Source organism: bacterium (genome assembly GCA_024228115.1).
Taxonomy (GTDB): Bacteria; Myxococcota_A; UBA9160; order UBA9160; family UBA6930.
The window spans coordinates 19309-44405 of sequence record JAAETT010000073.1; the positions used below are offsets into that span (position 1 = coordinate 19309).

At 64.3% G+C, this 25097-nt stretch carries 25 protein-coding genes and 1 pseudogene; 11 read left to right on the plus strand and 15 right to left on the minus strand.

The window, feature by feature from the left end:
* The gene (locus GY937_04105; protein ID MCP5055892.1) at positions 1-999 is read right to left on the minus strand and encodes an isocitrate/isopropylmalate dehydrogenase family protein; all 999 of its coding nucleotides are present in this window, start codon (positions 997-999) and stop codon (positions 1-3) included.
* Between GY937_04105 and rplC the strand changes: the two genes are divergently transcribed.
* Both rplC and GY937_04115 read left to right on the plus strand, forming a co-directional pair.
* Positions 908-1759: a 50S ribosomal protein L3 gene (gene rplC, locus GY937_04110; GenBank protein MCP5055893.1), complete on the plus strand. Its 852-nt coding sequence runs from the start codon at positions 908-910 to the stop codon at positions 1757-1759. The genes GY937_04105 and rplC overlap by 92 nt on opposite strands.
* Before the next feature lie 50 nt (positions 1760-1809).
* On the plus strand, positions 1810-2400 hold the full coding sequence (locus GY937_04115) for an RlmE family RNA methyltransferase (protein MCP5055894.1): 591 nt from the start codon (positions 1810-1812) through the stop codon (positions 2398-2400).
* A 4-nt stretch (positions 2401-2404) separates the two neighbouring features.
* On the opposite strand, the gene GY937_04120 is transcribed toward GY937_04115, so the two are convergent.
* Positions 2405-3970 (minus strand): glycoside hydrolase family 5 protein, encoded by a 1566-nt coding sequence (locus GY937_04120; GenBank protein MCP5055895.1) that lies wholly within the window; start codon positions 3968-3970, stop codon positions 2405-2407.
* Between the two features lie 136 nt (positions 3971-4106).
* Positions 4107-4283, minus strand: a pseudogene (locus GY937_04125) (30S ribosomal protein S12 methylthiotransferase RimO).
* A gap of 54 nt (positions 4284-4337) precedes the next feature.
* Between GY937_04125 and GY937_04130 the strand changes: the two are divergent.
* Both GY937_04130 and GY937_04135 read left to right on the plus strand, forming a co-directional pair.
* The gene (locus GY937_04130; GenBank protein ID MCP5055896.1) at positions 4338-4859 is read left to right on the plus strand and encodes a VOC family protein; all 522 of its coding nucleotides are present in this window, start codon (positions 4338-4340) and stop codon (positions 4857-4859) included.
* 2 nt (positions 4860-4861) lie between these two features.
* The gene (locus GY937_04135) at positions 4862-6292 is read left to right on the plus strand and encodes a DUF3179 domain-containing protein (GenBank protein MCP5055897.1); all 1431 of its coding nucleotides are present in this window, start codon (positions 4862-4864) and stop codon (positions 6290-6292) included.
* Between the two features lie 81 nt (positions 6293-6373).
* Here the strand turns inward: GY937_04135 and GY937_04140 are convergent, their stop codons facing one another.
* The 9 genes from GY937_04140 to GY937_04180 form a co-directional block, all read right to left on the minus strand.
* On the minus strand, positions 6374-7678 hold the full coding sequence (locus GY937_04140) for a DUF58 domain-containing protein (GenBank protein MCP5055898.1): 1305 nt from the start codon (positions 7676-7678) through the stop codon (positions 6374-6376).
* The gene (locus tag GY937_04145) at positions 7675-8649 is read right to left on the minus strand and encodes a MoxR family ATPase (GenBank protein ID MCP5055899.1); all 975 of its coding nucleotides are present in this window, start codon (positions 8647-8649) and stop codon (positions 7675-7677) included. Before GY937_04145 ends, GY937_04140 begins: the two co-directional genes overlap by 4 nt.
* Entirely contained in the window at positions 8646-9878 is a 1233-nt protein-coding gene (locus tag GY937_04150; GenBank protein ID MCP5055900.1) for a DUF4350 domain-containing protein, read from the minus strand. The genes GY937_04145 and GY937_04150 overlap by 4 nt, the downstream gene beginning before the upstream one ends.
* Positions 9875-11365 (minus strand): hypothetical protein, encoded by a 1491-nt coding sequence (locus tag GY937_04155; GenBank protein MCP5055901.1) that lies wholly within the window; start codon positions 11363-11365, stop codon positions 9875-9877. The genes GY937_04150 and GY937_04155 overlap by 4 nt, the downstream gene beginning before the upstream one ends.
* Positions 11355-12314, minus strand: coding sequence for a stage II sporulation protein M (locus GY937_04160; GenBank protein ID MCP5055902.1), 960 nt, complete (start codon positions 12312-12314; stop codon positions 11355-11357). The genes GY937_04155 and GY937_04160 overlap by 11 nt, the downstream gene beginning before the upstream one ends.
* Positions 12311-13003 carry an RDD family protein gene (locus GY937_04165; protein MCP5055903.1) on the minus strand — a complete coding sequence of 231 codons (693 nt, stop codon included), beginning with the start codon at positions 13001-13003 and terminating at the stop codon, positions 12311-12313. The genes GY937_04160 and GY937_04165 overlap by 4 nt, the downstream gene beginning before the upstream one ends.
* Positions 13000-13782 carry a hypothetical protein gene (locus tag GY937_04170; GenBank protein ID MCP5055904.1) on the minus strand — a complete coding sequence of 261 codons (783 nt, stop codon included), beginning with the start codon at positions 13780-13782 and terminating at the stop codon, positions 13000-13002. The genes GY937_04165 and GY937_04170 overlap by 4 nt, the downstream gene beginning before the upstream one ends.
* Positions 13783-13863: 81 nt before the next feature.
* Positions 13864-14451 carry a TetR/AcrR family transcriptional regulator gene (locus tag GY937_04175; GenBank protein MCP5055905.1) on the minus strand — a complete coding sequence of 196 codons (588 nt, stop codon included), beginning with the start codon at positions 14449-14451 and terminating at the stop codon, positions 13864-13866.
* The gene (locus tag GY937_04180) at positions 14448-15668 is read right to left on the minus strand and encodes a cytochrome P450 (protein MCP5055906.1); all 1221 of its coding nucleotides are present in this window, start codon (positions 15666-15668) and stop codon (positions 14448-14450) included. Before GY937_04180 ends, GY937_04175 begins: the two co-directional genes overlap by 4 nt.
* Positions 15669-15835: 167 nt before the next feature.
* Between GY937_04180 and GY937_04185 the strand changes: the two genes are divergently transcribed.
* From GY937_04185 to GY937_04195, 3 genes are read left to right on the plus strand one after another with little or no spacing between them, the layout of a single operon-like run.
* Positions 15836-16636: a fatty acid desaturase gene (locus GY937_04185; protein MCP5055907.1), complete on the plus strand. Its 801-nt coding sequence runs from the start codon at positions 15836-15838 to the stop codon at positions 16634-16636.
* The gene (locus tag GY937_04190) at positions 16633-17427 is read left to right on the plus strand and encodes a hypothetical protein (GenBank protein ID MCP5055908.1); all 795 of its coding nucleotides are present in this window, start codon (positions 16633-16635) and stop codon (positions 17425-17427) included. Before GY937_04185 ends, GY937_04190 begins: the two co-directional genes overlap by 4 nt.
* Positions 17424-18470, plus strand: a complete 1047-nt coding sequence (locus tag GY937_04195) for a hypothetical protein (GenBank protein MCP5055909.1) — start codon at positions 17424-17426, stop codon at positions 18468-18470. The genes GY937_04190 and GY937_04195 overlap by 4 nt, the downstream gene beginning before the upstream one ends.
* Positions 18471-18599: 129 nt before the next feature.
* Here GY937_04195 and GY937_04200 read toward each other — a convergent pair whose 3' ends face one another.
* Complete coding sequence (locus GY937_04200; protein ID MCP5055910.1) at positions 18600-19079, minus strand: hypothetical protein; 480 nt, start codon at positions 19077-19079, stop codon at positions 18600-18602.
* A 48-nt stretch (positions 19080-19127) separates the two neighbouring features.
* Positions 19128-19616, minus strand: coding sequence for a hypothetical protein (locus GY937_04205; protein ID MCP5055911.1), 489 nt, complete (start codon positions 19614-19616; stop codon positions 19128-19130).
* Positions 19617-19856: 240 nt separating this feature from the next.
* Between GY937_04205 and GY937_04210 the strand changes: the two genes are divergently transcribed.
* The 4 genes from GY937_04210 (at position 19857) to GY937_04225 (ending at position 24531) form a co-directional block, all read left to right on the plus strand.
* Positions 19857-22181, plus strand: coding sequence for an autotransporter domain-containing protein (locus GY937_04210; protein MCP5055912.1), 2325 nt, complete (start codon positions 19857-19859; stop codon positions 22179-22181).
* A 12-nt stretch (positions 22182-22193) separates the two neighbouring features.
* Complete coding sequence (locus GY937_04215) at positions 22194-22652, plus strand: autotransporter outer membrane beta-barrel domain-containing protein (protein ID MCP5055913.1); 459 nt, start codon at positions 22194-22196, stop codon at positions 22650-22652.
* 63 nt (positions 22653-22715) lie between these two features.
* Positions 22716-23075: a DUF4345 domain-containing protein gene (locus GY937_04220; protein MCP5055914.1), complete on the plus strand. Its 360-nt coding sequence runs from the start codon at positions 22716-22718 to the stop codon at positions 23073-23075.
* A 4-nt stretch (positions 23076-23079) separates the two neighbouring features.
* Positions 23080-24531 (plus strand): alpha-L-fucosidase, encoded by a 1452-nt coding sequence (locus GY937_04225; protein ID MCP5055915.1) that lies wholly within the window; start codon positions 23080-23082, stop codon positions 24529-24531.
* On the opposite strand, the gene GY937_04230 is transcribed toward GY937_04225, so the two are convergent.
* Positions 24371-24940 (minus strand): TfoX/Sxy family protein, encoded by a 570-nt coding sequence (locus GY937_04230; GenBank protein MCP5055916.1) that lies wholly within the window; start codon positions 24938-24940, stop codon positions 24371-24373. The genes GY937_04225 and GY937_04230 overlap by 161 nt on opposite strands.
* Positions 24941-25097: the final 157 nt, after the last annotated feature.

Sequence of the window (25097 nt, forward strand, 5' to 3'; positions counted from 1 at the left end):
CTACTCGAGACGTTCGATCACGGCGCGGGTGATCTCGTCCGTGCCGGCACGGCCGCCGAGATCGCCAGGGTGGTTGCCCGGCTCAGCGAGGGCCTGGAACACCGCCCGCTCGATGGCCGTGGCTGCGTCGTCTTCGCCGATGTGCCGCAGCATCATCACCGCAGAGAGGATCACGGCCGTCGGGTTGGCGAGGCGTCTGCCGGCGATGTCCGGCGCGCTGCCGTGCACGGCTTCGAAGACCGCGATGTCCTCTCCGATGTTCGCGCCGGGCACGACGCCGAGGCCGCCGACGAGCCCCGCGCATAGATCCGACAGGATGTCGCCGTACAGGTTCTCGAGCAGCAGTACCTGGAACTGGCCCGGATCCCTCACCAGCTGCATCGCGCAATTGTCCACGATGATCTCGCGGTGCTTGATCTCCGGGTACCCCTTCGCCACCCGCCGAGCGCACTCGAGGAAGAGCCCATCCGAGAGCTTCAGGATGTTGGCTTTGTGGACGGTGCATACCTCGCTGCGGCCTTCACGCTGGGCCAGCTGGAAGGCGTACTCGGCGATGCGCAGGGAGGCGGCCTCGGTCACGATCTTCAGGCTCTCGACGATGCCCGGCGCCACCTGATGCTCGAGCCCGGAATAGAGGCCCTCGGTGTTCTCCCGCACCACGACCAGATCGACCCCATCGAAGGGGCTCGCCACGCCATGCAGGTTCTTGACCGGCCGAACCGAAGCGAACAGGCTGAGGGACTGCCGGAGGGTGACGTTGGCGCTCCGGAAACCACCACCCACAGGGGTACCGATCGGGCCCTTCAGGGCGACGCGGGTCTTCCGGATCGAATCCAGGACACCCTCGGGGACCGGGGTGCCGTATTTCTGGACCACCTCGGCCCCGGCCTCGACCGGTTCCCATTCAATGGCGACTCCGGCCGCCTCCAGCACCTGGACGGCTGCTCCGGTCACTTCAGGGCCGATTCCGTCGCCCTGGATCAAGGTGGCCCGGTGGATTCTGGCCCCGCTGGGAGTGGTCGACACGATCCTGGCTTCCTCCTATCATCCGCCGCCTTCGGCCCCGGGAGCCCAATCGTCGGCTCCCCGGCCCTCTTTTTTCGGGAGTCTGAACGTGGCTATCGAGCTTCTATGCCGCAAGATCGGCATGACGCGGATCTTTTCTGAGAGCGGAGAGTGTATCCCGGTGACCGTCCTCGAGGCGGGTCCGAATACAGTCGTCCAGAAGAAGACCCCCGAGAAGGACGGCTACTCCGCCCTCCAGCTCGGCTTCGGGGAGCGCCGCCGGGTGACCCTCCAGAAGCCTCGCCTCGGTCACTTCGAGAAGGCCGGTGTAGCACCCAAGCGCTACCTGAAGGAATGCCGGGTTTCCGAGGAGGAGCTGGGCAATTTCGACGTCGGAGCCGAGATCAATGCTGAGCTGTTCGAGGTCGGCCAGAAGGTCGATGTGATCGGCACCAGCAAGGGCCGCGGCAACACAGGTGTGGTCAAGCGCCACAACTTCAAGGTCAACCGCAAGACGCACGGAACCCACGAAGGCACCCGCCGACCGGGCTCCATCGGCGCTGGCGCCTACCCCGGCAAGGTGATCAAGGGCAAGCAGATGTACGGCCAGGCCGGCAACGAGAAGGTCACGACCCGCAACGTCGAGGTGGTCGAGGTCGATACCGACAAGAATCTCGTCCTTGTTCGCGGCGGTGTCCCCGGCCACAACAACGCCCTGCTCCGTCTCCGCCCGGCTTCCGCTCCCAAGCGGTAGGGAAGGGCCAGGCAAGCTGGCCACCGATCGCCCTGGCCCGAGGTTCCGCCATGGCGCGTTATGACCGGAAGGACAGCTACCACCAGCGCGCCAAGCGCGAGGGGTATCGGTCGCGAGCAGCGTACAAGTTGCTCGAGCTGCAGGAGGCCCAGCGGGTGCTGCGGCCCGGGCAGCGCGTCGTGGATCTCGGCTGCTGGCCCGGAGGCTGGCTGCAGGTGGCGGCAGGGATCGTAGGGCCGAAGGGCCGCGTGGTCGGAGTCGATCTGGCCGAGATGGACCCGCTCACAGAGCTGGCGAACGTGTTCGCATTCACCGGGGATATCACCCAACCCACCGTTCTCGAAAGGATTCTCGAGGAACTGGGTGGGCCCGCCGACGTGCTGCTCTCCGATGCCGCACCCAAGCTCACCGGCATACGGGCGACGGATCGGGCACGCGAAGAGCTGCTGCTCGAGGCCGTCGAGGGCGCCATCCCCACCCTCCTCGCACCAGCAGGCACCCTGCTGGTGAAGCTCCTCGATTGCCCTGAGGCCCAGGCTTTCCAAAAGCGAATGCGTTCGCAATTTGGCAGCGTGAAGGTTCTCAAGCCGAAGGCGAGCAGGAAGGGAACGACCGAGAAGTACCTGCTCGGCCGTTCCTAGTCCTTCAGGGTGTACTCCAGGCCCACGGCGGCTTGGTCCTCCGGGACGCTTGGGCCCTCTTCGGTCTCGGGGTCGGTCTCGGAAACTCGCAGGTCTCCAGCACCCCAGGCGGAGGCATCAGCGGCTTCGGCCCCGCGGCGGGGCTGACGATCACCGCTCGCAGCCTGGATTGGGGAGCGGCGCAGAGCGTGATCAGTTCGCTCTCCGCGTCCCAGGCCGCATACCATCTGCCATGGCTCACCCGGAGGTCGAAGCCTTCCGGGAAATGGCGGCCCTGGGGGACGTAGATCTCGGTAGGTCCGGTAACCCCGGGCCGGCTCTTGTACATGAGGATCATCATCCGGGTCGCGGGGTCGTAGTCGACCTGGGTCGGATAGCCGGCGATCCGGCGCGGATAGGCGCGGGTGAGGATGTCGGCCGGCGGCTTCTCATTGCCGTTGCCGTCCACGATGCCCCAGCCACCCGGGGTGTGATCCCAGTAGGCCCAGCCGCTGGTCACGCGGTCGGCCATGCGCATGACGTCGTTCAGGTAGCGGTCGACGCCGATCGTGCCCTGTCCCGTGCCCCACTCGCCGATCATCAGCGGGGCCTTCTGGGCGTTGATCTCGGTGCTGCGGGATTCGGCCCAGAACTCCACGCTTCGATCGAAATCCGGGTACTCGCCACTGGTATCCACGATCAGCGAATAGTAGTGGGGGAAGTAGACCAGGTGATCGTCGCCGGCACGTGGGTCGTCGAGGATGCCGATTCGGGAGGGGTAGCCGTCATTGGGTCCCCAGGCTCGGGGCTCGTAGAAGATCCACCCCTCCTGGTCCACGCTTCGCACCATGTTGATGAAACGCTGCAGAAATTCCTGATAGACGCCCTGGTCGAAGTCATCGGCTGAAAATGCATCCGGTTGGGCCAGTCCGGAGCCAGGCCAGGGCTCGTTCATCGGGTCGTAGCCCAGTACGGCGGGGTGATCCTTGAAGCGTTTCACCACATGCAACCAGGCATCCAGGTAGTGCTGCTGGACCCAGCCGGTAGGGCCGTCGTAGTCCCAGAAATTGTCGAACGCGCGGGTGACGGCCGCGGTGAAGTATTTCAGGAACCAGTTGCCCGGGAGGTTGGGGAAGGGTTCACCGTCGGTCAGCATCGACCAGGCCGGGTGGCCGTTGCCGCTCATTTGGCGGCCGTCCGAATCGACCGGGCCATACACGTCCTGATGCATGTCGAGCACGACGAAGATGCCCGCTTCGTGATGCCAATCGAGACGTTCCTCGACCCGGTCGAGATACGCTTCGTCGTACACACCGCGCTGGGGCTCGATGCCGTCCCAGGTGATCAGGAAGCGCGAGAAGTTGAAGCCCCAATCGCGGGTCAGCCGAGCCACCTCGTCCCGATCGACCCACGGCATGCGCTCGGGATCGAATTTGGTATCGCCGCTCACGTTCATGCCGTGCAGGATCAACGCGCGGCCCTGGTCGTCCGTGATGAAGCGGGGCTCGGCAGGAGCAGGCGCTGCAGGGCTGCACTGGGTTCCTAGGCCCGAGGTGATCGCGAGGAGAGCCAGGCAGCCTGTGATCGCCATCGTTCGTCGCCGAGCGGACCGAGAGGTGAGGCTTCGAGAATTCAGGGGGCGCATCGCTGTCTCCGGTTCTGCGGAAATGCGGGGCTATTTTCCCACTGTCATGGCCAATCTGCAATCGAGTGAGAGCCCTGGCGCTAGCGCTCTCGATGAACGAACAGGTATTGATCACCGCGACGTCGGCGGATTCCAGCTCCTCGGCCAGGGCGTAGCCCTGGGTCGCCAGGCTCCCCAGCATGACCTCCGTATCGAGGAGGTTCTTGGGGCATCCCAGGGAATGGAAGAAGACCGTTGCTTTGGGGCCGTCCGTGGACATGAGGGGCCGAAGGGTACCCGACTCCGCTGCTCGCCGACCCTCCCGGGGGCGCGTATGATCCCTGGTTCCGCATTCCCAATCCCGGAGGCACCCGTGTCCGATCGTCCGTTCCAGGTTCTCGGTATCCAACAAATCGCCGTCGGCGGCCTCGACAAGCTGGCGCTGCGCAAGCTCTGGGTCGAGACCCTGGGCCTCACTCTCACCGGTGACTTCCAGAGCGAGTCCGAGAACGTCGATGAAGACATCGCGGTTTGTGGCAGCGGCCCATTCGAGGTGGAAGTGGACTTGATGCAGCCGATCGATCCGGAGAGGCGGCCGAAGGTTCACGAGCCGGCACTCAATCACGTGGGCCTCTGGATCGACGATCTTCACGCCGCCGTCGCATGGCTCGAAGCCAAGGGGATGCGTTTCGCGCCGGGGGGCATCCGGCGTGGCGCCACGGGCCACGAGATCTGCTTCGTCCATCCCAAGGGCAACGCGGATTCGCCGATCGGCGGCGAAGGTGTGCTGATCGAACTCGTGCAGGCGCCGCCCGAGGTCGTGAAGGCATTCGAGACGATCGCAGCCGCGGGTTGAGGATGACCTGGGCTCGGTTTGCGCTCGCGCTGGCGGCTTTCGGCTGGTTGGCCTGCACTGAGCCTCCCGCGCCACAGGTGGCGGACGGGCGCGAAGCCGAACTTCTCGAAGCGTTGGTTTCAGAAGAGGAGGCCGTTCAGGAGGCGGCACTCGCTGAGATCGAGGCCGCGGGGGATACGCGTTTCGTAGCCCCGCTGATCGAGCTGATGCGCATCAGCCAGCTCGGCATCGCTGGACGCGTGGCCTACAACCAGCGGGTCATTTCCCTGGAGCGGCTCTCGGGCAAGGAGCTGGGTGGCGATTGGTTTGGCTGGGCCGAGTGGTACGGAAGTACCGACCTGACCGAGCTGCCCGGTTTCGCCAGCTGGAAGGGACGGCTTCTCTCACCGCTAGAGCCGCGCTACGCGGAGATCCTGACGGATGATGCACCCACCACGATTCGCGTGGCGGAGATCGATTGGGGTGGTGTGCGGATCGATGGCATCCCGCCGCTCGAGCACCCGAAGCACGTTTCCGTGGCCGGCGCCGAACACATGAAGGATGGCGAGCCCGTCTTCGGTGTCGCGGCCGGTGGTGCGAGCCGGGCCTATCCGCTTCGCATTCTCGATTGGCACGAGCTTGCCAACGATACGCTCGGCGGAATCCCGATTTCGCTCGCCTACTGCACGCTATGTGGTTCGGGGATCGCCTACGACGGCCGTGTGCCTGGGATGAAGGAGCCGCTGCGCTTCGGCACGAGCGGCCTCCTGCATCGCAGCAACAAGCTGATGTACGACAGGCAGACCACGACCTTGTGGAATCAGCTCACAGGACGCCCGGTCTTCGGTGAACTCGCTGGGCGACAAGGCCTCGAGTTGGCGCTGCTTCCCGCGGTGGTGATCACCTGGGGCGAGTGGAAACTCCGCAATCCCGATACGACCGTGCTCACCCTGGATACAGGCTTCGACCGTCCCTACCAGCCCGGCGAGCCTTACGGCGGTTACTTCGCCTCACGGGACAAGCTCTTTCCCGTCTTTCTGAACCGCGACGAGTTGGCCACCAAGGATCGCGTCTTCGGCCTGGTTCACGACGGCCAGGCAAAGGCCTGGAAGCTTGCCGATCTCGTCGAAGCCCAGGTAACCAATGGCGAGATCGCTGGACAACGAATCGTGCTCGTTGCAATCAGTGGTCGTATCGAGGTCGAGGGATTCGACGACCGGGCCGGGCCGGTGCGCTACGACGCCGGCGGGGCGGTTCGAGTGTACGCAACAACCGAAGCCGGCTTTCGTCTCGGTCCTGACAACGAGAGCCTCCTCGATGGCGAAGGCCAACGCTGGCAGATCACCGAAGAGGCGCTCATCGGACCCGGCGGAGCGAACGCCCCCCGCCGCCCGGGAACACTCGCCTACTGGTTCGCCTGGCAAGCCTTCCATCCCGAGACCGCACTGCCCTGAAGTCAACACCGGGGACGGGGTATACAATTGACTTGTTGCGGAGCAACAAGTCAATTGTAAACCCCGTCCCCGCTGTTGACTTCAGAGGAGGCCGGCGGATTTGACGTCGAGGTAGCCGTTCACGAGGGCGATCGGGAGTTTCTCCGGGGTCGTGTCGAGGAGCAGGGCGCCTCCGGTTTCGAGGGCCCGGTGCGCCTGGCGTCGGCGGTGCAGATAGTGGTGGATGGCAGAGACGCGAGTTGCGTCTTCGAGGTTCTGCACCGGGTCTTCGAGGCGTGCGTCGAGGACGGTCTCGCGCAGGCTCGCCAACATCACGAGGTGGCGTCGCGCCATCAGCTTCATTGCCGCGCTGAGTTCACTGCCGTCTTCGTCACGCAGGTTGGAAATCCAGACGATCAGGCTGCGCTTGCGGATCCGGCCCATCAACTGCGCCGCAGTACTGAGGTGGTCCGAGGCGCGCGGCTGGGCATGAAGATCGAACGCACCATCGAGGAGCGCACCGAGCTGGCCCCTGCCCTTGCGTGGAGCCAGCCAGCGCTGCTCGCCCCCCAGGGTCGAAAACCCGACGGCATCGCCCTGGCGAAGTGCCACGTGGGCGACCAGAAGGGCGGCATCCAGGGCGGCATCGAGATGGGAAAGCTCGCCGTCCTGCGCGCGCATCCGGCGCCCACAATCCAGGACCAGGATGATCTGTTGGTCTCGCTCGTCCTGGTACTCCCGGGAGATCGCGCGCTGGAAACGGCTCGTGGCCTTCCAGTCGACCTGCCGCAGTGGATCCCCCGGGCGGTACTCGCGAAGTTGCTGGAACTCGAGGCCGGCACCCCGCCTGGGCCGTCGCCGAACGCCGAGCTGGCTCGTACGATGCTCGGTGGCGAGAAGCTCGTAGTGGCGCACGGCATCGAAATTGGGGTAGATGCGCACGCGCGTATCAACCTTCGGGCGGTGGACGCGATCGAAGAGATGCAAGGGCGAGGCGATGCGCATCTCCGTCGGGCCGAAATGGGCCGTGCCACGTGAAACGGGCCGAACGCGATAGTCGAAGACCGCCTCTTCTCCGGCCGGGATCACGAACGAGCGCGGGAAGTCGTCGGTTTCCAGCTCGACGGGAACATGGTCGAAGAGCTCGATCTGAAGCGCACGCCGATGACGATTGGCGAGGCGCAGCACGATATCCGCGTGAGCCTGCATCGAGAGGACATTCGGTGCGTCGCGGGTCACGTGAGGTGCAGGTGTCCACCAGGCGAGCAGGGCGTCGCCCAGGAAGACGGCCAACCCGAGGACGCCAAGAACCACCCAAAGAGGTTCCACAACCGGTACGAATGCCAGGATTCCACCGAGTGCCGTCCATGCAGCGAGTGCGACGAGTGCGCGAAAGCTGGGGATCATTCTCGCGGCGCCTCCACCTCCGCGAGGATGTCATTGATCACATCGTCCGTAGAGCGGCCCTCGAGATCGGCACTGGCTTCCAATTGCACACGGTGGCGCAGAGCAGCAGGAGCGATGTTCTTGATGTCATCCGGCGTGACGAAGGCACGGTCCTCGAGCAACGCATGGGCGCGAGCTGCGCGCACCAACGCGAGAGCGCCACGGGGGCCGGCGCCCATCGCAAGGCCCGAACGTGCGCGTGTGGCACGGGTGATCCGCACGGCGTACCCGACCACGCTTTCGTCTACGTAGATGCCCGCCGTCGCTTCCTGGATCTTCACGATGTCCGCAGGCGTCGCGATCGCTTCTACGTCGTCCAGCGCGAAGGCGTCGCCGACCCGCCCGCCGGTTACATGTTGGGTGAGCTCGACCTCTTCGCTCTCGCTCGGGTAGCCGACCCGGATCTTGAGCAGGAAGCGGTCGAGCTGCGCCTCGGGAAGCGGGTAGGTTCCTTCCATCTCGACCGGGTTCTGGGTCGCAAGCACGACGAAAGGTGCAGGAAGCGCCAGGGAATCGCCTTCGATCGTTACCTGACGTTCCTGCATCGCCTCGAGCAAGGCGGCCTGGGTCTTTGCCGGCGAGCGATTGATTTCATCCGCCAGGAAGAGATGGGTGAAGATCGGACCGCGCCGCAGCTTCATGTCGCCGGTGCGGGCCTCGTAGAGCATATGTCCCACGATGTCCGCGGGCATCAGATCCGGTGTGAACTGTACACGCGATGTCTCGCCCTGGAACGCCCGGGCAAGCGCACGGGCCAACAAGGTCTTGCCGATTCCGGGAACGCCTTCGAGAAGCGCGTGCCCGCCCGCGGCGACGGTGATCAGAACCTCGTCTACGACCTGGTGCTGGCCGACGATCGCGTTTCCGATCTGCCTGCGAAGCTGGCCTAGCAGATTGGCTGCATCCTGTGTTGCATCGGGAGTTGAACTCATAGCGTGTGTCGAATCCTCTCGAGGGTTGCAATCGTCTGGGTGAACACCATGCGGCCGGATGTTACGTCCTCCCCGCGCAGCGCCTTGGTGACTTCGGCCGTGCGCAGGGCAGCGGATTCCGCGAGATGCTCGTCCAGCTCATCCGATCGCATCCGCAGCCATCCAGGCCGGCGCGCACGTAGCTCATCACCAAGGGCGTCGCGGGCAGCCTCGACCAACACGTCGCGCCTTCCCCGCGCCAGCAGGTGCCCACCGGCTTCGATGTGCTCGAGCAGGCTTCTACGAACCGGAGGTTTCTCGAGGATCAACGGGCCGAAACGCCGGCCTGCCCGCCATGCCCACGCGAGCAGCCAGACGCATCCTGCCACGAGGGCCGCCCAGCCGTGCTTGCGAACCAGGCTCAGGAAACCGGGCCAGTTCTCGACGGGGAGGATCCAGACGAGCTGCGGTCCTCGGCCTTTTCGGAGCAGAAGTCGCAACGCCACCTCGGCGTGGTCGGCATTTCCGAGGCCGTCGTTCTTCATCAGATAGTCGTCTGTCACGACCGTGACGAAGCCGCGGCCGTGACGAATGCGAATGAGGTGCGCGCCTGTCTCTCCCTGGACGACCGCGATGGTCTCGACATCCGGCGCTTCGAGCCAGAAATCCCGGTCGAAGTAGACGGTATGCGGATCCTTCCCGCTGTCGAAGGAGAGTTCGACCTCGTCCCATCTCACTTCGGGCCAGGCGTTCTGCATGGAATCCGGAGCCGCCGCGCCCACCTCCTCCTCGTCCGGCTCGGAAGCCTCGACAGACGACTCGTCCTCCTCGCCCGGCATGAAGGTTGCGAACTGCCGGACGCCAAGGGGGTCGAGGAGGAAATCCGGACGCCTGTTTTCGTCTTCCCAGAGTGTCCATGTCGTCACCCAGAGGTGGCCCCCGGCATCGACCCAGCGAAGGAGGCGTTCGGAGCGCTCCTTGCCAAGCGAGAGCCGCCTGGCCGGATAGAAAATCGTCGCGCCGATCTCAGGGAGGGCACCCGAGAATTCGCTGGGCCCCTCGAGAACCTTCACCTCGTGCCCCATGCGCTCGAGGAGACGTTGCCAGGCCAGATAGGGATTGCGCTTCGCTTCCGCACTCGAGCTCCGGTACCTGGCTTCTGTCCGGCGCTCGAAACATGTGAAGAAGAGGCCCGTGGTCGCGACGCAACCCAAAGCGACGACGAGCCATGTCCAACGATTCTGGGTCACGACGCCGGCTCCAGGAGTCGTGGTGCCCAGCGGCGGCAGAGGTCGGCGAAGGCGTCGGCTCCAATCGTTGCTCGCGCATAACGTGAGAGGATCCAAGCTTCATTCAAGGCAGTGAAATCGTCGACGAGCGGCGAATCGGATGTTCCCTGGACGATGCGCACACAATCCCCTTCGGTGGCGCTGTCCGGGATCCTCAGCTCACGTCGTTCGATCAAGAGGATCAACGCGGCGCGATACAAGAGGCTGATCGCCCGCGTCGTTTCCCCACGCGCAAAGGCCTCACGGGCTGCACCGATGACATCCGCGGGAAGGGTCTTCGGGTCGAGGTCGAGGCCGAACAGGGCGACGGGCGCACTCCGGTCGAGGGTGGGTCGTTCCCACGGAGGCTCCCGCGCCACCCGGGCCACGAGCAGGATGAGGCCTACCGCGAGGCCTACCCACAACAGAATCTCTACCAACCCCGCAACGATCTCGCCGAACGCGTCGCCAAAGGCCCACTCTGGCATCTCGGTATCCGAGTCCCACTCGAACTCCCGAAGCCTCCAACGCTCGACATCTTCCCAGTGTCCGAATGCTTCGTCTGCCAGGATTTCGATGCTGCACGCACCCGCAGTCGTCGAATCCTCGGGGACACAAACTGGTTCCGCCCGAGCGATCGAAGCGAAGGAAAACACCAGCAGAAACGCCAGCGCAGCGAAACCGCGCCGGACCTCATTGTCAGGGCTGCGTTGCTTCTCGCGCCCGGATCGCTTTGCCAATCGGCGCAATGCGATTTCGATGTCCCAACCTTCGAGCCACATCCTCCGGTTCACATACAGGCCGAATCCCCCGGCGATCAGCAACGGCTCGACCGCGCTCGTACCGGCCAGGTACAAGCACGCAATCAAAAGCCCCCCAGCGGTCGTGTCGCCTTCGAACCAGTTCTCGAACAACAACGAGACCTGCTCGGTCAACGCTTCAGGTGCCAGCCACAAGACGAACATCAGGAAGGCGACGATCAAGGCAAGGTTGACATGAGCTGCGATGGAATGGAGAGAGGCCGCGGGGCCAAGCTCGGCGCGAGTGAGGACCCGTGTCCGTTCTCGTCTTGCGTCCCCACTCAAACCCTCGAGTTGAAGAACGGGAAGCGCATAGCAACGGTTCGGGCTGAAGCGGAGCAGTGTGAGGGACGCGAAGACACCGTTCTGAAGGATCTGGGGAATCGCCCGCAAGGTTGCAACAGGGGAAGGAGGGTCGGCGAAGAGCGCCTTCCCAAGTACGTGCAGAACGACACGACCCGCCACGGGCCGCAGCCACCACAGGAGTAGGAGCGTCCACCACGGGTGGCCGCGGAGAGCGATGATGAGAGCCGACGCGATCGGAATGACGATCAGGAACCAGGCGCCCCAGATGGGCCGCCACCAGGTGCGCGCCATCGCGAAGCCGAGGTCGATGGCCTCCCAGCCCGAGCGGGGGTGTGCTGCGATGCGAAGCTCTTCAGCTTGCACGTCTGGGCCCCGCGAAGAGCAATGAAGCCAGGACGAAGACCCAAAGGCCCGTTCCTACCGCGTAGAGCAGGGGCGTCGGCCAGACATCGTGGTTCGATGACCAGAAAGCCTCGATGACGGCGGCGATGACCAACATGGCGGTTCCGCCGTAGAGGAGGGGAAGAACTCCTCGAGCCGCCGTGCGCAGGGCGTCGCCGCGTTTTCGACGTCCCGGAACGGTGACGGCAAGCCCGATCCGCAGGCCGCACATACCGCATACGACGATCGCGTTGAGTTCGAAGGCGCCGTGGCCGATCACGAAAGGCCAGAAGGTCTCGCCGTATCCGATGTTCACGATATGACCGGCGACGCCCCCCAGCAGCACGCCGTTGAATCCGACCAGGAAGATGCTGCCAAGGCCGAACAGGATGCCGCTCGCAAAACAACGGAAGCCGATCGAGACGTTGTTGCTGATGTAGTGCCCGAAAGCCGCGAGATCACCGGAGGTTTCCCGTGGCGCCCCCATATGAGGGGCGTCCGGGTCGTACATCTGCTCGATGTTGGTGGCCGTTTCTGCGCCGGCCACCGAGTAGACGACGTCCGGGTTGATTCGGACCGCGACGTAGCTGATGGCACCAGTCCCATAGAAGAGCAATGCGGTGGCGGCCAGGAGTTTCCATTCCCGGCGAAGCGCTGCGGGAAACGCGAGCAGGCCTTCGAGCCAGCGCAATCCCTTCTGGGGGCGCGCGCCGTACAGTTGCTGGTGGCCGCGCATCGCGAACCCTTCGAGGCGCCCGACCAGGCCGGTCCCGAACCCCCGCTCCCGTGCGAGAGCCAGATCCTGACAGATCGCGCGGTACGCTCCCGCGAAATCCGCGGCCGCGGGCTCGCGGGCTTCGAGCCCAAGCAAGGCAGTCTCGAATGCGTGCCAACGTTCCTCGCGCTCGCGCACAAAGGCCTCTTGCTTCACCGCCCCGACCCTTCTCGCCCCAGGAGATGGGCCGCAATCCCCTCTAGATCCATGCGGGTTCCGCCAAGCGGGGTCGCAAGACCGGCCAGTTCATCGGCCCTCGCCGCGGAGAGACTGGGGGCGCGCTCGGCGAAGGCGATCACGGCGCGTTCTTCTTCGGCGTCGAGCGCGATCGGCGGAGGAAACGGCGCGGCATCTGCATGAACCCGGTCCGGAAGGCCTTCATGACGGGTGTGGACGACGAGGGATCCGGCCGCCAGATCTCCGAGACGCCGGAAGTTCCGATCGCATAGCATGGATACGATTCCGAAACCGTAGGCCACGGGCAGGAAGTCGGCTGCGATCAGCAGGTTCCGGAGCAGCGAGGCTGGCAAGCGGATGGGTGTTCCATCGAGATGAACGACTCGGAGGCCCAGACCGGCCTTCCCGGGTGTCCGACCTCCCCAGAGCACTTCGAAGGCGACGGGGTAGAACCACTCCGTGGCGAAGACGACGAGCAACGTAGGGCCGACGGCAGCGTCCCCGAGCCAGAGGAAGAAACCCAACGCGGCGGCGGAGTAGATGACGCTCCGGATCGATGCATCCACGAGGAACGCCAGCCCCCGTGGTACCAGCCCAGCTACGGACAGAGCAAGCTCGATCCCTTCCGGTGTTTCGACCCGGAAGCGGGTGTCTACGGGGCTGTTCAGCGCGCGACCTCGGGGCGGCCGGCCACTTGACGATAGGCAGAGACCCAGATCAAGTATCCGATCATCGTCGCGGGAGACATGAGGACGACGGCAAGAATGCCACCGAGGACCAGAATGACGCCGGAGTCGCTGGCGATTGCAGGGATGAACAAAGCAATGATCGGGACGAGCGGAACCATGTAGATGGCTCCCATCACGAACAGCAATCCGATCAACTTCCATTTCACGGGCCCGGTCATCGTCCACGAACGGCGGATGGCTTCGGTGGGCGCCGCCGATTGCTCGACCCAGATGAAGAATGCGAAATAGAATCGCACCAACACGAAGGCCCAGATGAGATTGACGAGCTGTCCGGCGACCGTAAGCCCCGTCGATTCGGTCAACATCCCGAGGAAGACCGGGATCTGCCCGACGTAGGAGAGCAATGCCATCAGGAAGAAGAAGAGCAGGCCACTGCCGAGTGTCGTTCCGTAGTTTCGGAAGCCAGCCCACAGATCGTCGAAATTGGCCCGGCCGTCGTGGACGGCGAGCAGGAACGCGCCAACTCCATAGAACAGGACCGGCCAGACGAGGAAGATCCCGATCACCGTGACCGCCGCGCCCACCAGCATGAGCGTGGCGGCGATGCCAACCCCCAACCAGAGGGGAAAGCTGGCCCAGGTGCCGGACCAGGCGTCGGAGACGCATTGGCCGATCTGGAAGTCTCCGGTTCCATCCATCGTGCCGCTCGAGGCTGTCTCCACATCTGCGGACGGCGGTGCGTAGGGATTCTCGGACATGCGGGTTCCTCCTCGGCCTCTTCTACCCGATGCGATCGGTCGTAGGGTCCATCCTCTTGAATGGTGCGACGCTCGGAACTGCTAGGCGAGGAATAGCGTGCAGAGGGCACGAAGGTCAGTGCGTCGATCCCACTGCGATTCGGCCGCCATCAGGTAGCCGAACACGCTGGTCAGGCAGAGAAATGCGGCGCGGGCCGGCTGGAGGCCGGCGCGAAGTTCTCCTCGCTCTCCGCCTCTCTCGAATTGGTCAGTGAGCTCGTGAACGAACGGGAAGGGCTGCTCGTCGAGCAAGCGGTCGCCGGGTCTTCGGGCGTGGGCGCGAGTCATGTCACGGGCGAGCTCGGCATCTCCGATGCTCTCGAACGCATCGACCAGGGCATCGGGGAGGGCATGCAGGACTTCGGTGAGGGAGTTGCACGGCCGCAATCGGTCGATGATTTCCAGCTCCTTGCGCCATCGGAGTTCGAGAAGCACATGCTCCTTGCTCGGGAAATGGAAATAGAAGCTGGGGCGGGAGACGCCCGCGATTCGAGCAATCTCGGCAACGCTGGCGCTTCCAAAGCCAACGCGAACGAACTCGGCGAGGGCCGCCTCGTAGAGCGCTGCGCGGCTTTCCTGGCGGCGCCGCTCTCGAGACCCGACGCGAACGAAAGGCGAGGAGGCGCTCACGGAGCGAGCATCACCGGCAGGTGCTGGAGGCCTTGCATCAAGCTCGAGTGAAGCGGCGTTGCGGGTGCCGTGGGCTCGAAGCGGGGCCAACGAGCGAGCAGCTCCTCGAACATCACACGCGCCTCGAGGCGGGCAAGCGGAGCACCGAGACAAAGGTGCTCGCCAAAGCCAAAGGCGATGTGACGCCGGGCATCGGCCCGGCGGATGTCGAAAGCCTCTGCATCGTCGCCGAAGACTTCCTCGTCCCTGTTCGCCGATGCATAGAAGAGCGCCACATAGTCGCCCTCACGGATCTTCTGGCCACGAAGCTCGGTGTCCTCGTTCACATGGCGAACGAAGCTGCGGACGGGAGACACCCAGCGCAGCATCTCCTCGACCGCATTCGGTATCAGCGAAGCGTCGGACGCCAGCGCATCGCGTTGATCTGGGTGCTGTGCGAGTGCGAGTGCGCCCCCCGAGATGAGATTTCGGGTGGTCTCGTTGCCCGCCACGAGTAGCGTGACGCAGAACATCCCCATCTCCGCGTCGGTGAGCCGCCGCCCGTCGATCTCGGAGGCCAGGAGGTGCGAAACCAGATCGTCTCGCGGCTCTCTCCGGCGTTCCGTGATGACTCCGCCGAGGTACGTGATCAACTCGCCCATCACCCGCACATTGGCGGCAACCGTTTCGCCGCCACCCAGTTCGACCACTGCGTCGGACCAGCGCTTGAACTGGTCGGCGTCTTCAGGCGGCACACCCAGGAGCACGGCGATCACCTGCATGGGTAGAGGTACGGCGATCCGATCGACGAGATCGATCGGGCCGGCGGGGTCGATGGCGTCGAGAGATTGGCGGGCGACTTCGCGAATCCACGGCTCCATCCTCGCAACGCGCTGGGTCGTGAACTCGCCAATCACCAGCTTGCGGTGGATGTTGTGGGCCGGCGGGTCCATGCGGATGATGGCCGGCGCGGCCCCGCCGCTCGCGTTGCCGAGGAGCTTCCCCCGGCGGGAAGGCAAGGCCTCGAAGAGCTGCGTGCCGCGTGCCGAGGAGAAGAGCCGCGGGTGGCGGGACACGTACTGGATGTCCGCATGGCGAGTTACGCAGAAGAAGCCGCCCGCCTCATGCCAGTGCACCGGGTCGTTGGCTCGGAGCTCCCGAAACGCCGCGTGGGGATCGCCCCGGTACCAGTCTGCGTCTTCCGGGTGGAATGAGGGCGGGTGGTAGGGGCGCATCAACGGGTCTCCAGATGGCCATTGGACGTTAGATTGCTTGCTGACATACGTCAATCAACATCGACAACTGTCAACATATGACCTGCCCCAGGCGGTCTTCTGGCGGGTTGGAGCCCCGGTTGCTTGAATACGCGCGCACCGATGAAAGGAACCCCATGGCGCTCGAGATCCTGCGAGACCCGCGGCTCGCTGAAGTGGAATGGAGGGATCTCTGCGATCTCGGCAAGATCGAGGTGGCCTACGAGGTTGTGATCTACGTGCCCTGGCTGCTGGCGTCCTTCGTGTTCGCCCATTGGGGGACGACCTGGCATCTGGCCTGGTTCGTTCCGGCGCTGGCCAGCTCGTTCGTCTTCTTCCTCTGCGGGCTACGCCAGGTCCACAACGCCTTCCACTACGCCGTGGGTGTCACTCCGAAGACCAACGAGTGGCTGATGTTCGTGCTTTCCCCCCTGATGATGAGCTCCATGCATGCGGTGCAGTGGAACCACCTTCGTCATCATCGGCACTGCATGGACGACAACGATGTCGAAGCCATGAGCGCGCGCATGCCGGGCTGGAAGGCATTGGCCACCGGTCCCCAGTTTCCGATTCGGCTCCATCACGCGGCACTCACTCTCGGGAAGCCGAAGATCAAGAAGTGGATCTATGCGGAGCTCGCGGTCGTTGCCACGATGGTAATCGCGACGTTCTTCATTCTCGATTTTTCGTGGCTGAAGTATCACGTCATGGCCATGGCTGTCGGCCAATGCTTCTCGGCATTCTTTGCCGTATGGACGGTGCACCACGGTTGCGATCGCACCCACTACATCGCGCGGACGCTGCGCAACGACGTCAAATCGTTCGTCAGTTACAACATGTTCTATCACATGGAGCATCACCTCTTCCCGGCGGTGCCCACGTGTCACCTGCCGGAGCTTTCGAAGCGCCTGGACGTCGTGGCGCCGGAGCTGCGCAGCAAGATCGTCTGGTGAAGCGGATCGCGCTCGCCGCGATTCTGCTGACGGCGGCACTGGTGCTGGTGGGCCATTCCATCGACGCCATGCGTCCTCTGCGGCAGCTTCCTCTGTGGTCCGGGATTCAGCTCGCCTCGATCGGCGGGCTGTCGCTAGGCGCCGCGATGTTCCGCCGGCTTTCGCCGAGGTCGGGAAGCCTGTTGTTGTTCCTGGTGGCGGGCATCCTGGCTTGGCGCCTCGCCTACTTCCCGATCATGGTCTTCTCCGGGCATGTGGCGAGCATCGGCGAATGGCTGCTGCTCGCGTTCGGTCTCCCCGTCGTGATCTACCCGACTTTCTTGCTTTCGATCGCTGGAATTCATGCAGCCGCCGGTGCCGCGGCCGGCCTGGTGCTCTGGTCGCCGCACGGCCGCATCCGGATGGCCGCCGCACTGGCCTTCCTGGTAGCGACCAGCGTCTCGTTCAATCAGTTGCAGGATTTCAGCTGGCTTCCGGATTCGGTGACACGGATCGACACGGCGATTCCGCCCATGCAGAACGAAAGCGGGAATCCCTATCTTCCTGCCTTCATGGGCGGGGGCTACCTGCCAAATCAGCGGGTCGTGCTGTTGGCCGCGGGTCTGACCTACGAGACGATTCCCCCCTCACCCTGGGCGACGACGGTGAAGGCCGTACTCGAGGGTCTGTTTCATGCGGATCCCTTCGCGTCGACGGCTGCCCGGGTTCGCGAACACTACCTGGCCTATCATGCTTCCCACGCCCAGATCGGCTGTCGCGATCTGGCCGCATGCCCACCTGACGCACCTTGAGCAAGACGATCGTTGTCGTCGGAGCGACCGGCGAGATGGGCACTCGGGTGTGTCGGTTGATTCGGCGCCTGGCACCCACGGCTCTCCTGGTTGGAACCAATCGAAGCGGAAAGGGGCATGCGGAGTTCCCCATCCATCAGCTCGATCTGGCCGATCGCGAGGGCATGGCCGCGCTGCTCACGACCGCAGACCTCGTGATCAATGCGGTCGGTCCGTTTACGTACGACCCGGCCGCGCTCGTCCACGCGGCTATCTCGTCACGATGTCATTATGCGGATCTGTCCGAACGGCTGGAATTTGTCGAGAGGGTTCGGGAGGTCGGCGAGCAGAGGGCGGCGGCGAAAGCCGGTGTCCTCGTCATTCCGGGCTGCTCCACCGTGCCGGGCCTGGTGGATGCGTTGGCGCAACGCTGGCAGGGCGATTCCGGGGTCGCTGGGCTGCGGGTCTTCCTCTCGATGGGTTCCAGGAACCCGGTCACGCGTGCATTGCTCGCAAGCCTGCTGCTGCCGATCGGGCGCAAGGGGCCGGGCGGTCGCTGGTTCGGCAAGCTCTTGACCCATGAAGTCCTGGATGGACGCGAGCTGCACTTCGGATCCTACCCGGCGGCCTTTTCGAATGGTCAGGTCCGGGTCGGGCAGCGATTCCTGCCGATTCGCTTTCATATGGGCTTCGATCGTCGTGCACTGAATCGCATGCTGGCCTTCGCAGCACCGGCGCTCGGCCGCTTCGGGCCTCGTTGGGTCGAGCGGGGTGCAAGCATCGCACTTCCCTTTGCGAAGCTTGCGCGCAACCTGGGAACCGAGCGAGGTATTCTCAGCGTGGTTGCGGACGATGCGGACGGACGCGAGCGAGGTCGCACCGAGGTCATCGCCGAAACGGCTGGGTTGGATATCCCCGCACTACCCGCAGTCTGGTTGGCGCAGGCCCTGGTCCGTGAGGGCTGGGCCGCAGCGCCCGGCGTACGCAGCCTGGCTCGCGTCCTCGACGCCCAGCAGGCGGCCGTCGCGCTGGTCGAGGCCGGCTACACCGTCGAGATACGCTAGGCGTGCCAGCTTCGAAGGCTTCAGCCGATTTCGATGGTGCCCGTCTCGTCGTCTTCCATGGCTTCGAGGGATCGACCTCGATCGACTCGTCGAGATCGGTTTCGCCTACCCGGCGAGCGTAGCTTGGGTCTACTCGCCGCAGTCCTTTTCGGATTCGGGGGCGCGAAGGGCTGGTGCACCATCGGCTACCGCTTCTTGCACGACGTCGAGCCCCCGGTCGATGGCTTCCTTGACCTGTGCCGTCACGCCACCGCGATGGTATTCCTCGACCAAGAGGTTTTCGATTCGATCGAAGACATCATCGGCGCGTAGCGCTGCGCCCTCGCCGTCTTCGTTCTCCTCGGTGGCAAGCCCGCGCCGGCCGCGTGCCTGCTTTCCGAACAGGTCCACGAACTCGTCGAACTCGTCACCGATCTTCAGGATCTCGTGGAAGTATCGCTCGGGGCGCGAGGGCGACAGCATCAGGCCCGCGACGCCGGCGATCAGGGCAGCAGGAATCAAGGCCAGATCCCGAAGGGCCTCCAGGCTGGCCTTCGAGACGAAGACGAGGAGATCGCGGATCAACTTCCAGCGGTTCGTGCGGGAGTCTTCGGGGGTCGGGGTGGGCATCTCAGTAGGCAGTCTACCACCGGGTGCCCGCTCCGTTCGCGCGTCCTCCTAGAGGAGTTCCGCCGCAGGGGCGGGTTTCCACTGGGCCCAGGCCAGCCGCCACGTCCCCGCCTCTGCTTCCTCGAGGTCGACGTCGATCTGATAGACGTTGCCATGCAGGGAGAGGGCGTTGCCGGCGTCGCGGGTGCCTCCGATTCCCGCAATGAGCGTGACCTCCGCGTTCCCCGGCGAGACGACCAGGATGTCGCGCACGCGCAGGACGATATGCCGGTTGCCGTTCCGCATGACCTGGAAGGCGACGAAGGCGCCGAGCGCCTGCTTGTCGTGGCCATGGGCATCGCTGTAATGCTCGGCCACGAACTCCTTGAACCCGCCGACGTCTCCGTCTTCGGCAGCGGCCTCGAGCGACGCGAGGGTTCGGCGTATCTGGGCTTCCGGGGTTTCCACTTCTGCGCTGCAACTCGCGAGCAGGAGCAGGCCGACGCCAAGCCAGGCGAAAGCGGTGAGATTGCCGATCGAGATGTGACCATCCTGCACGGTTGGAGCCCCTGGCGGTTCTTCGGCCTGACGCACGAAAAGAGGAAGCGAGGATCCAAACCAGCTCGCATTTCGGAAATATGGGGCTAAATCCACCTACCCATCAGAGCTGAACACCCAGGAGCACAATCGGGAGTTCTGAGTGAGAGAAGCCACAGAAATCACTACTAAGTGGAAAGATCTACTCATCGATAAGGCAAAACACCTATGTGTTTCGTCCATCGGTGCTTCCTTGTCGTCTTGCTCCTTTCGGCCCCCCGCCTGGTGGCGGCCCAGGTATGTGCAGGTGGTCCCCCCGACCCGAACGTCACAGGCCCCAGCGGCTCGTTGAACGTGAGCGGCGGAAGCTGCGTCTACGTCAGCCCGACCGGCGCCGTGACGGGCCGCGTCCGTACGTCGGGCACGTACACGGTGACCAACGACGGACAGATCAACAATCCGGGCAGCCAGGGGATCCTGGATACCTCGAGCGACACCATCGTTTCGAACCGCGGCAGCATCGACGCCCGCGATGGGATCGTGGTCCGGGATCGAGCAACGATCACGAACACAGGGACGTTGCGGGCTACGCGCTTCGGACTTCGCGGGCGAAATGATGCCAGCATCGTGAACCGAGGCTTCATCGATGCCGGCACGTACGGGATTCTGTCGAACAACCGATCCTTCGTACGAAACGACGGAACGCGTCGATCCGGGCGATACGGGATACGGGTTCTGGACGACAGCAGCGTCCTCCATCGGGGATCCATCGACGCGGGCCGCTACGGCATCTACGCACGCCGGCGCAGCCAGGTGGACGCGTCCGGGAGCATTCGCTCCGGCTGGGATGGCATCCGCCTCCTCGATGACGGCGTTGTTACGAATGCTGCGAGCATCGATTCAGGCCGACGCGGTATCTATGTCCGCAACCGGGGTTCGGTGGTCAATACGGGCCGGGTCGATTCCGTACTTCGAGGAATCGAAGGGCGCGATGATGCGAACCTGGTGAACAAGGGGATCGCCAGATCGAGCACCCGGGAAGGAATCTACGCTCGCCACCGTGCCAACATCGTGAATCGAGGTACAGCGGAGGGCACGATCGGAATACGGATCAACGGTGTCGACGGAAGCATCACCAACTCGGGACGTGTCGTTGGCACTTCCGGTACGGCGATCCGCTTCCGCAACGGCACCAACCAACTCACCCTCGAGACGGGTTCGAAGATCTTCGGCGACATCCAGGGAGGCACCGGTACGGATTCGGTCTTCCTCGAGGGAAGTGGAGGCTACGCCGGGAGGTTTCTGGCATTCGAATCCTTGACACGTCGCGGCCGGGGCCTTTGGACCCTGCGCGGCATGTCGACGATCGGTGGGCCTGCGTTGATCTCCGGCGGCACACTTCAGGTCGATGGCGTGCTGGATGCTGCGACATTCGCCGTGGGATCCGGTGGGACGCTAGGCGGACGCGGAACGGTAGTTCCGGATGTGATCGTCCGCGGAACCGTTGGCCCCGGGGCTGCGGGTGGAATCGGTACGTTGCGTACGCGCGGCAATGTGACCTTTCATCGCAGCAGCCGTCTCGCGATCGACGTCACGCCGGATTCCGCCGATCGACTCCGGATTGGAGGGAAGGCAACACTTCGGGGTGGCACGATCGTCGTCAACCAGGACAGCGGGACGTTTCGTGACGGGAAGCGATACGACATCCTGACGACGGGCGGTGGCCGAACGGGTCGATTCGCGACCACGGTGACGAGTGGCTCTCCCGTCCTGCGGTTCGAGACGCTCTATCCGAAGGGCCGAGTCCAATTGCGAGTCGAGCGGCTTCCTTATGCATCGCTGCCGACCCTGACACCCAATCAGAGCCGTGTCGCAGGCGCTCTCGATCATGCCGTCGCTGCGGGTTCCAGCCCCGCTGCGAGCACACTCACATCGTCCCTCGATTTTCTCCAGGAGAATGAAATCGCAGCGGCGCTGACCTCGATGGATCCGGAGACCTTCGATGTCTATCCCCAGCTTGCCGATCACATGGCAGAGTTGCGTTTCGATACGATCGAACGCCGCCTGCGAGCTGCTGCGGGGGGGCCGGCCCGCCTGGGATTCCAGCCCGCGGAACCGATTCCTTCCTCACCAGTGACCGAGGCTCCCGAACCCGGCGAAACCCTGCCCGCCGTATCCTCACCGCATCCGAAGCCGTCTTCCCCAGATTCGAACAGGCCGACACTCTGGGCGTACGGGCTCGGCGTTTCCGGAGAGAAACCGGGCGCCACCGATGTTGCTGGCTACGATTTCGACGGCGCTGGAACGATGCTGGGGGCCGATCTGCTGCTCTCAGAGCATTTTCGGATGGGCCTTGCGGGCAGCTGGCAAGAGACCGACGTCGCATCCGACCGCCCGGGTAGTGCCGGTGAAATCCTCGGTCGTGGCTTGTCACTCTATGCGACGATCGAAAGCGACGGGCCGCTCTTCGCCGATGTGATGGTTCAGCAGCTATGGAATCGTTACGAAAGTGAACGTCGGGTTGCCTTCGCCGACGTGCAGCGTCGCGCGACGTCAGATCACGATGGCCGTGTATTCGCCGCTTAGGCGAGCACCGGATTGCGCTTCGAGTGGAAGAGGCTCTCCTGGGAACCGAAGCTCGGAGTTCGTTATGCAAGGCTCTCTCAGGACGGGTTCGAAGAAGAGGGTGCGGGTGCCTTCAACCTCGCCGTGGATGGTCGCTCCAGCGATGGCTTGGAGAGCTTCGTGGGGCTTCGTCTTGCCACAGGCTTTCGTCTCCTGGACGAGCGCCTCGAAGTGGCACCGGAAATCCACGGCGAGTGGGCACAGCAGTGGCTGAGTGACGACCGCCGGATCGGCGCCTCGCTCCCTGGCCTGGCCCAGTCGTCCTTCCATGTTCGAGGCGACGGTCGTGCAGGACAGGAATGGTCGACGGGGATCGGCCTCGTGGCCCACTGGAACGAGCGGCTCCGCTTCGAGCTCCAGTACGATTTTCACCGTGGGCGTGACGAGTTTCGCAGCCATGCCCTGGTCGGCGGCTTGGAGTGGCAGTTCTAGTCCCGCCCACCTTCGCCTCCGCAGTGCGCTGAAGTAGCATGGGGCCTCGCCAAGGAGGACTCCATGGATTCCGCTCTCGCCAGCATTCCCCTGCTGGGTGCTCTCGCGGCCGTGCTGCTCGGGGCCGTCGGTCTGCTGCGCCCTCTCGTGCTGGCTGAGGCCACCGGCCTTGCGACCAGCGGGCTCCATGGCATGAGTGAGCTGCGGGCCGTATTCGGGGGCAACCTCGGATCCATCGGCCTCGTGTGTCTCATCACCCGGGAGCCGGCGGCGTTTCTGGTCGGCGCGGCGGCCTTCATGGGCGGCGGTGTCGCCAAGCTGATCTCCCTGGCCATCGACCGGCCCGAACCGGGTAAGGTCGTGCCCGGGCTGATTCTCGATTTCGTGGTGGGTACGGCACTACTCACCGGGCACCTGGGCTGAGCCCGTGGCGTACGCTCCGACTCTCGAAAGCCTGCGCACGCACCAGGTTCCCGAGTGGTTTCACGACGCAAAGCTCGGGATCTTCATCCACTGGAGTGTTTCATCCGTGCCGGCCTTCGCGCCCCGAAGCGCGGGTATCGATGAAATCTTCGCCGGCGAAACGGACCAGACCGAATCGCCTTACTCCGAGTGGTATTGGAACTCCCTGAAGCTTCCGGGCTCAGCCGTGCAACGGCACCACCAGGAAACCTACGGCGATCTTCCGTACGAGAGTTTCGCGGACGACTACCGCAAAGGCCTCGAGCAATGGGAACCCGCAGCGTGGGCGGAACACTTCCGGGCAGCTGGGGCGCGCTACATCGTCCTGGTGACCAAGCATCACGACGGCTTCTGTTTGTGGCCAAGCGACGTCGCTCATCCGAATCCGAAGTGGAAGGGATGGAATACCGGGCGGGATGTCGTCGGCGAGCTGGCTTCTGCCGTTCGCGAGGCGGGCATGCGCTACGGCGTCTACTACTCCGGTGGCCTCGATTGGACCTTCGATGATCGCCCCCTCGAAGGCCTCGTCGATGTGTTTGCGGGAATGCCTGGCGGCGCCTACCCGGAATATGCCGCCGCTCAGGTGCGTGAGCTGATCGAGCGGGTGGCCCCAGATGTTCTCTGGAACGACATCACCTGGCCGGACTACCCGGCTGAACTCTGGAGGCTGCTCGCCCACTACTACAACGCAGTGCCCGAGGGCGTCATCAACGATCGCTGGCTGACGCGGAGTTGGCTGATCCCGCTGATACGTCTTCGGCCGGTGACCCGGTTGCTCGAAGCCCTGCTCGTGCGTCAGATCAAGAAGAGCGGCGGCTCCATCGCGCCGCCATCCCCGCCGATGTGCGACTACCGCACACCCGAATACGCTTCGTTCCCCGACATCCAGAAAAAGAAATGGGAATGCGTGCGGGGGATGGACAAGAGCTTCGGTTACAACCATACGTCGTTGCCCGAAGATTTCGTGTCCAAGGAGGATCTGATTCACTCACTGATCGACATCGTGAGCAAGAACGGGAACCTGCTGCTGAACGTCGGGCCACGGGGCAGGGATGCCCAGATTCCCGAGCTGCAGATGGAACGTCTTCGCTGGCTAGGCGAATTTCTCGCGCAGAATGCCGAAGGAATCTACGACACCCGCCCGTGGACCCGGGCGGAAGGGAAGACCCGGGAGGGAATTCCCGTGCGCTTCACCCGCAAGGGAAAGACGGTCTACGCTTTCCTGCTTGGCCGGCCGGACGGGGAGAGCGTGACCTTCATGGATCTGCCCGTGCCCGCGGGCGCGTCGCTGCATTGGTTGGGTGCGCCGACGCTCCCCGGAGTCGAACGATTGGGTGCCGACACGAAAGTGCCCCTGCCGGAAGCGAGGCCGGGGGAGGTTGCCCGAGCGCTGGCGATCGAGGGCGTGCCAGACTGAACTCTCGTGCCAGGAGATCAGCTCCTGTTCCGTGACCTCGCCCCCCGCCTCTTCTTTCCGGTCTTTGCTCGCAGGGCTGCTGCTCGCGCATCGGCCGCCCAGATCGCCAGCTCTCGTCCGTCTTCATCACCTCCGCCGGTACCTGGAAGTAGGGCATCATCGCCTTGCCGTTGCCACGCATCTGGGCGAGGCCCCGGCTCACGAACGCTTCCCGGTTCCCATCATCGACGCGCAGGTAGAAGCGGCCCTCTCCAGTGAGGATCGCGCAGAACACCTCTTCCACGTAGACGCCGACTCCGCCAAACATGCGCTTTGCCTGGATATCGCCGGCTTCGCCGAGTTGGTCGATCACGAATTCCTGGAACTCGCTGAGCTTGTTCACCCCGGCAGCCTGGCTTCCGAATGCCAAGGGCTACGACGGCCCCTCGGGGGGATTTCCGAAGCCGTCCGGGCCAGCCGGCGAACCTCCTGAGGTAGTCATGAAGTTGAGGATCAGGCTGCCTTTCTAGAATCGATGCGTTCCTGGGTTCTTCCGCTGCCGGCTCCTCCGGGGAGTGCACGTGTTT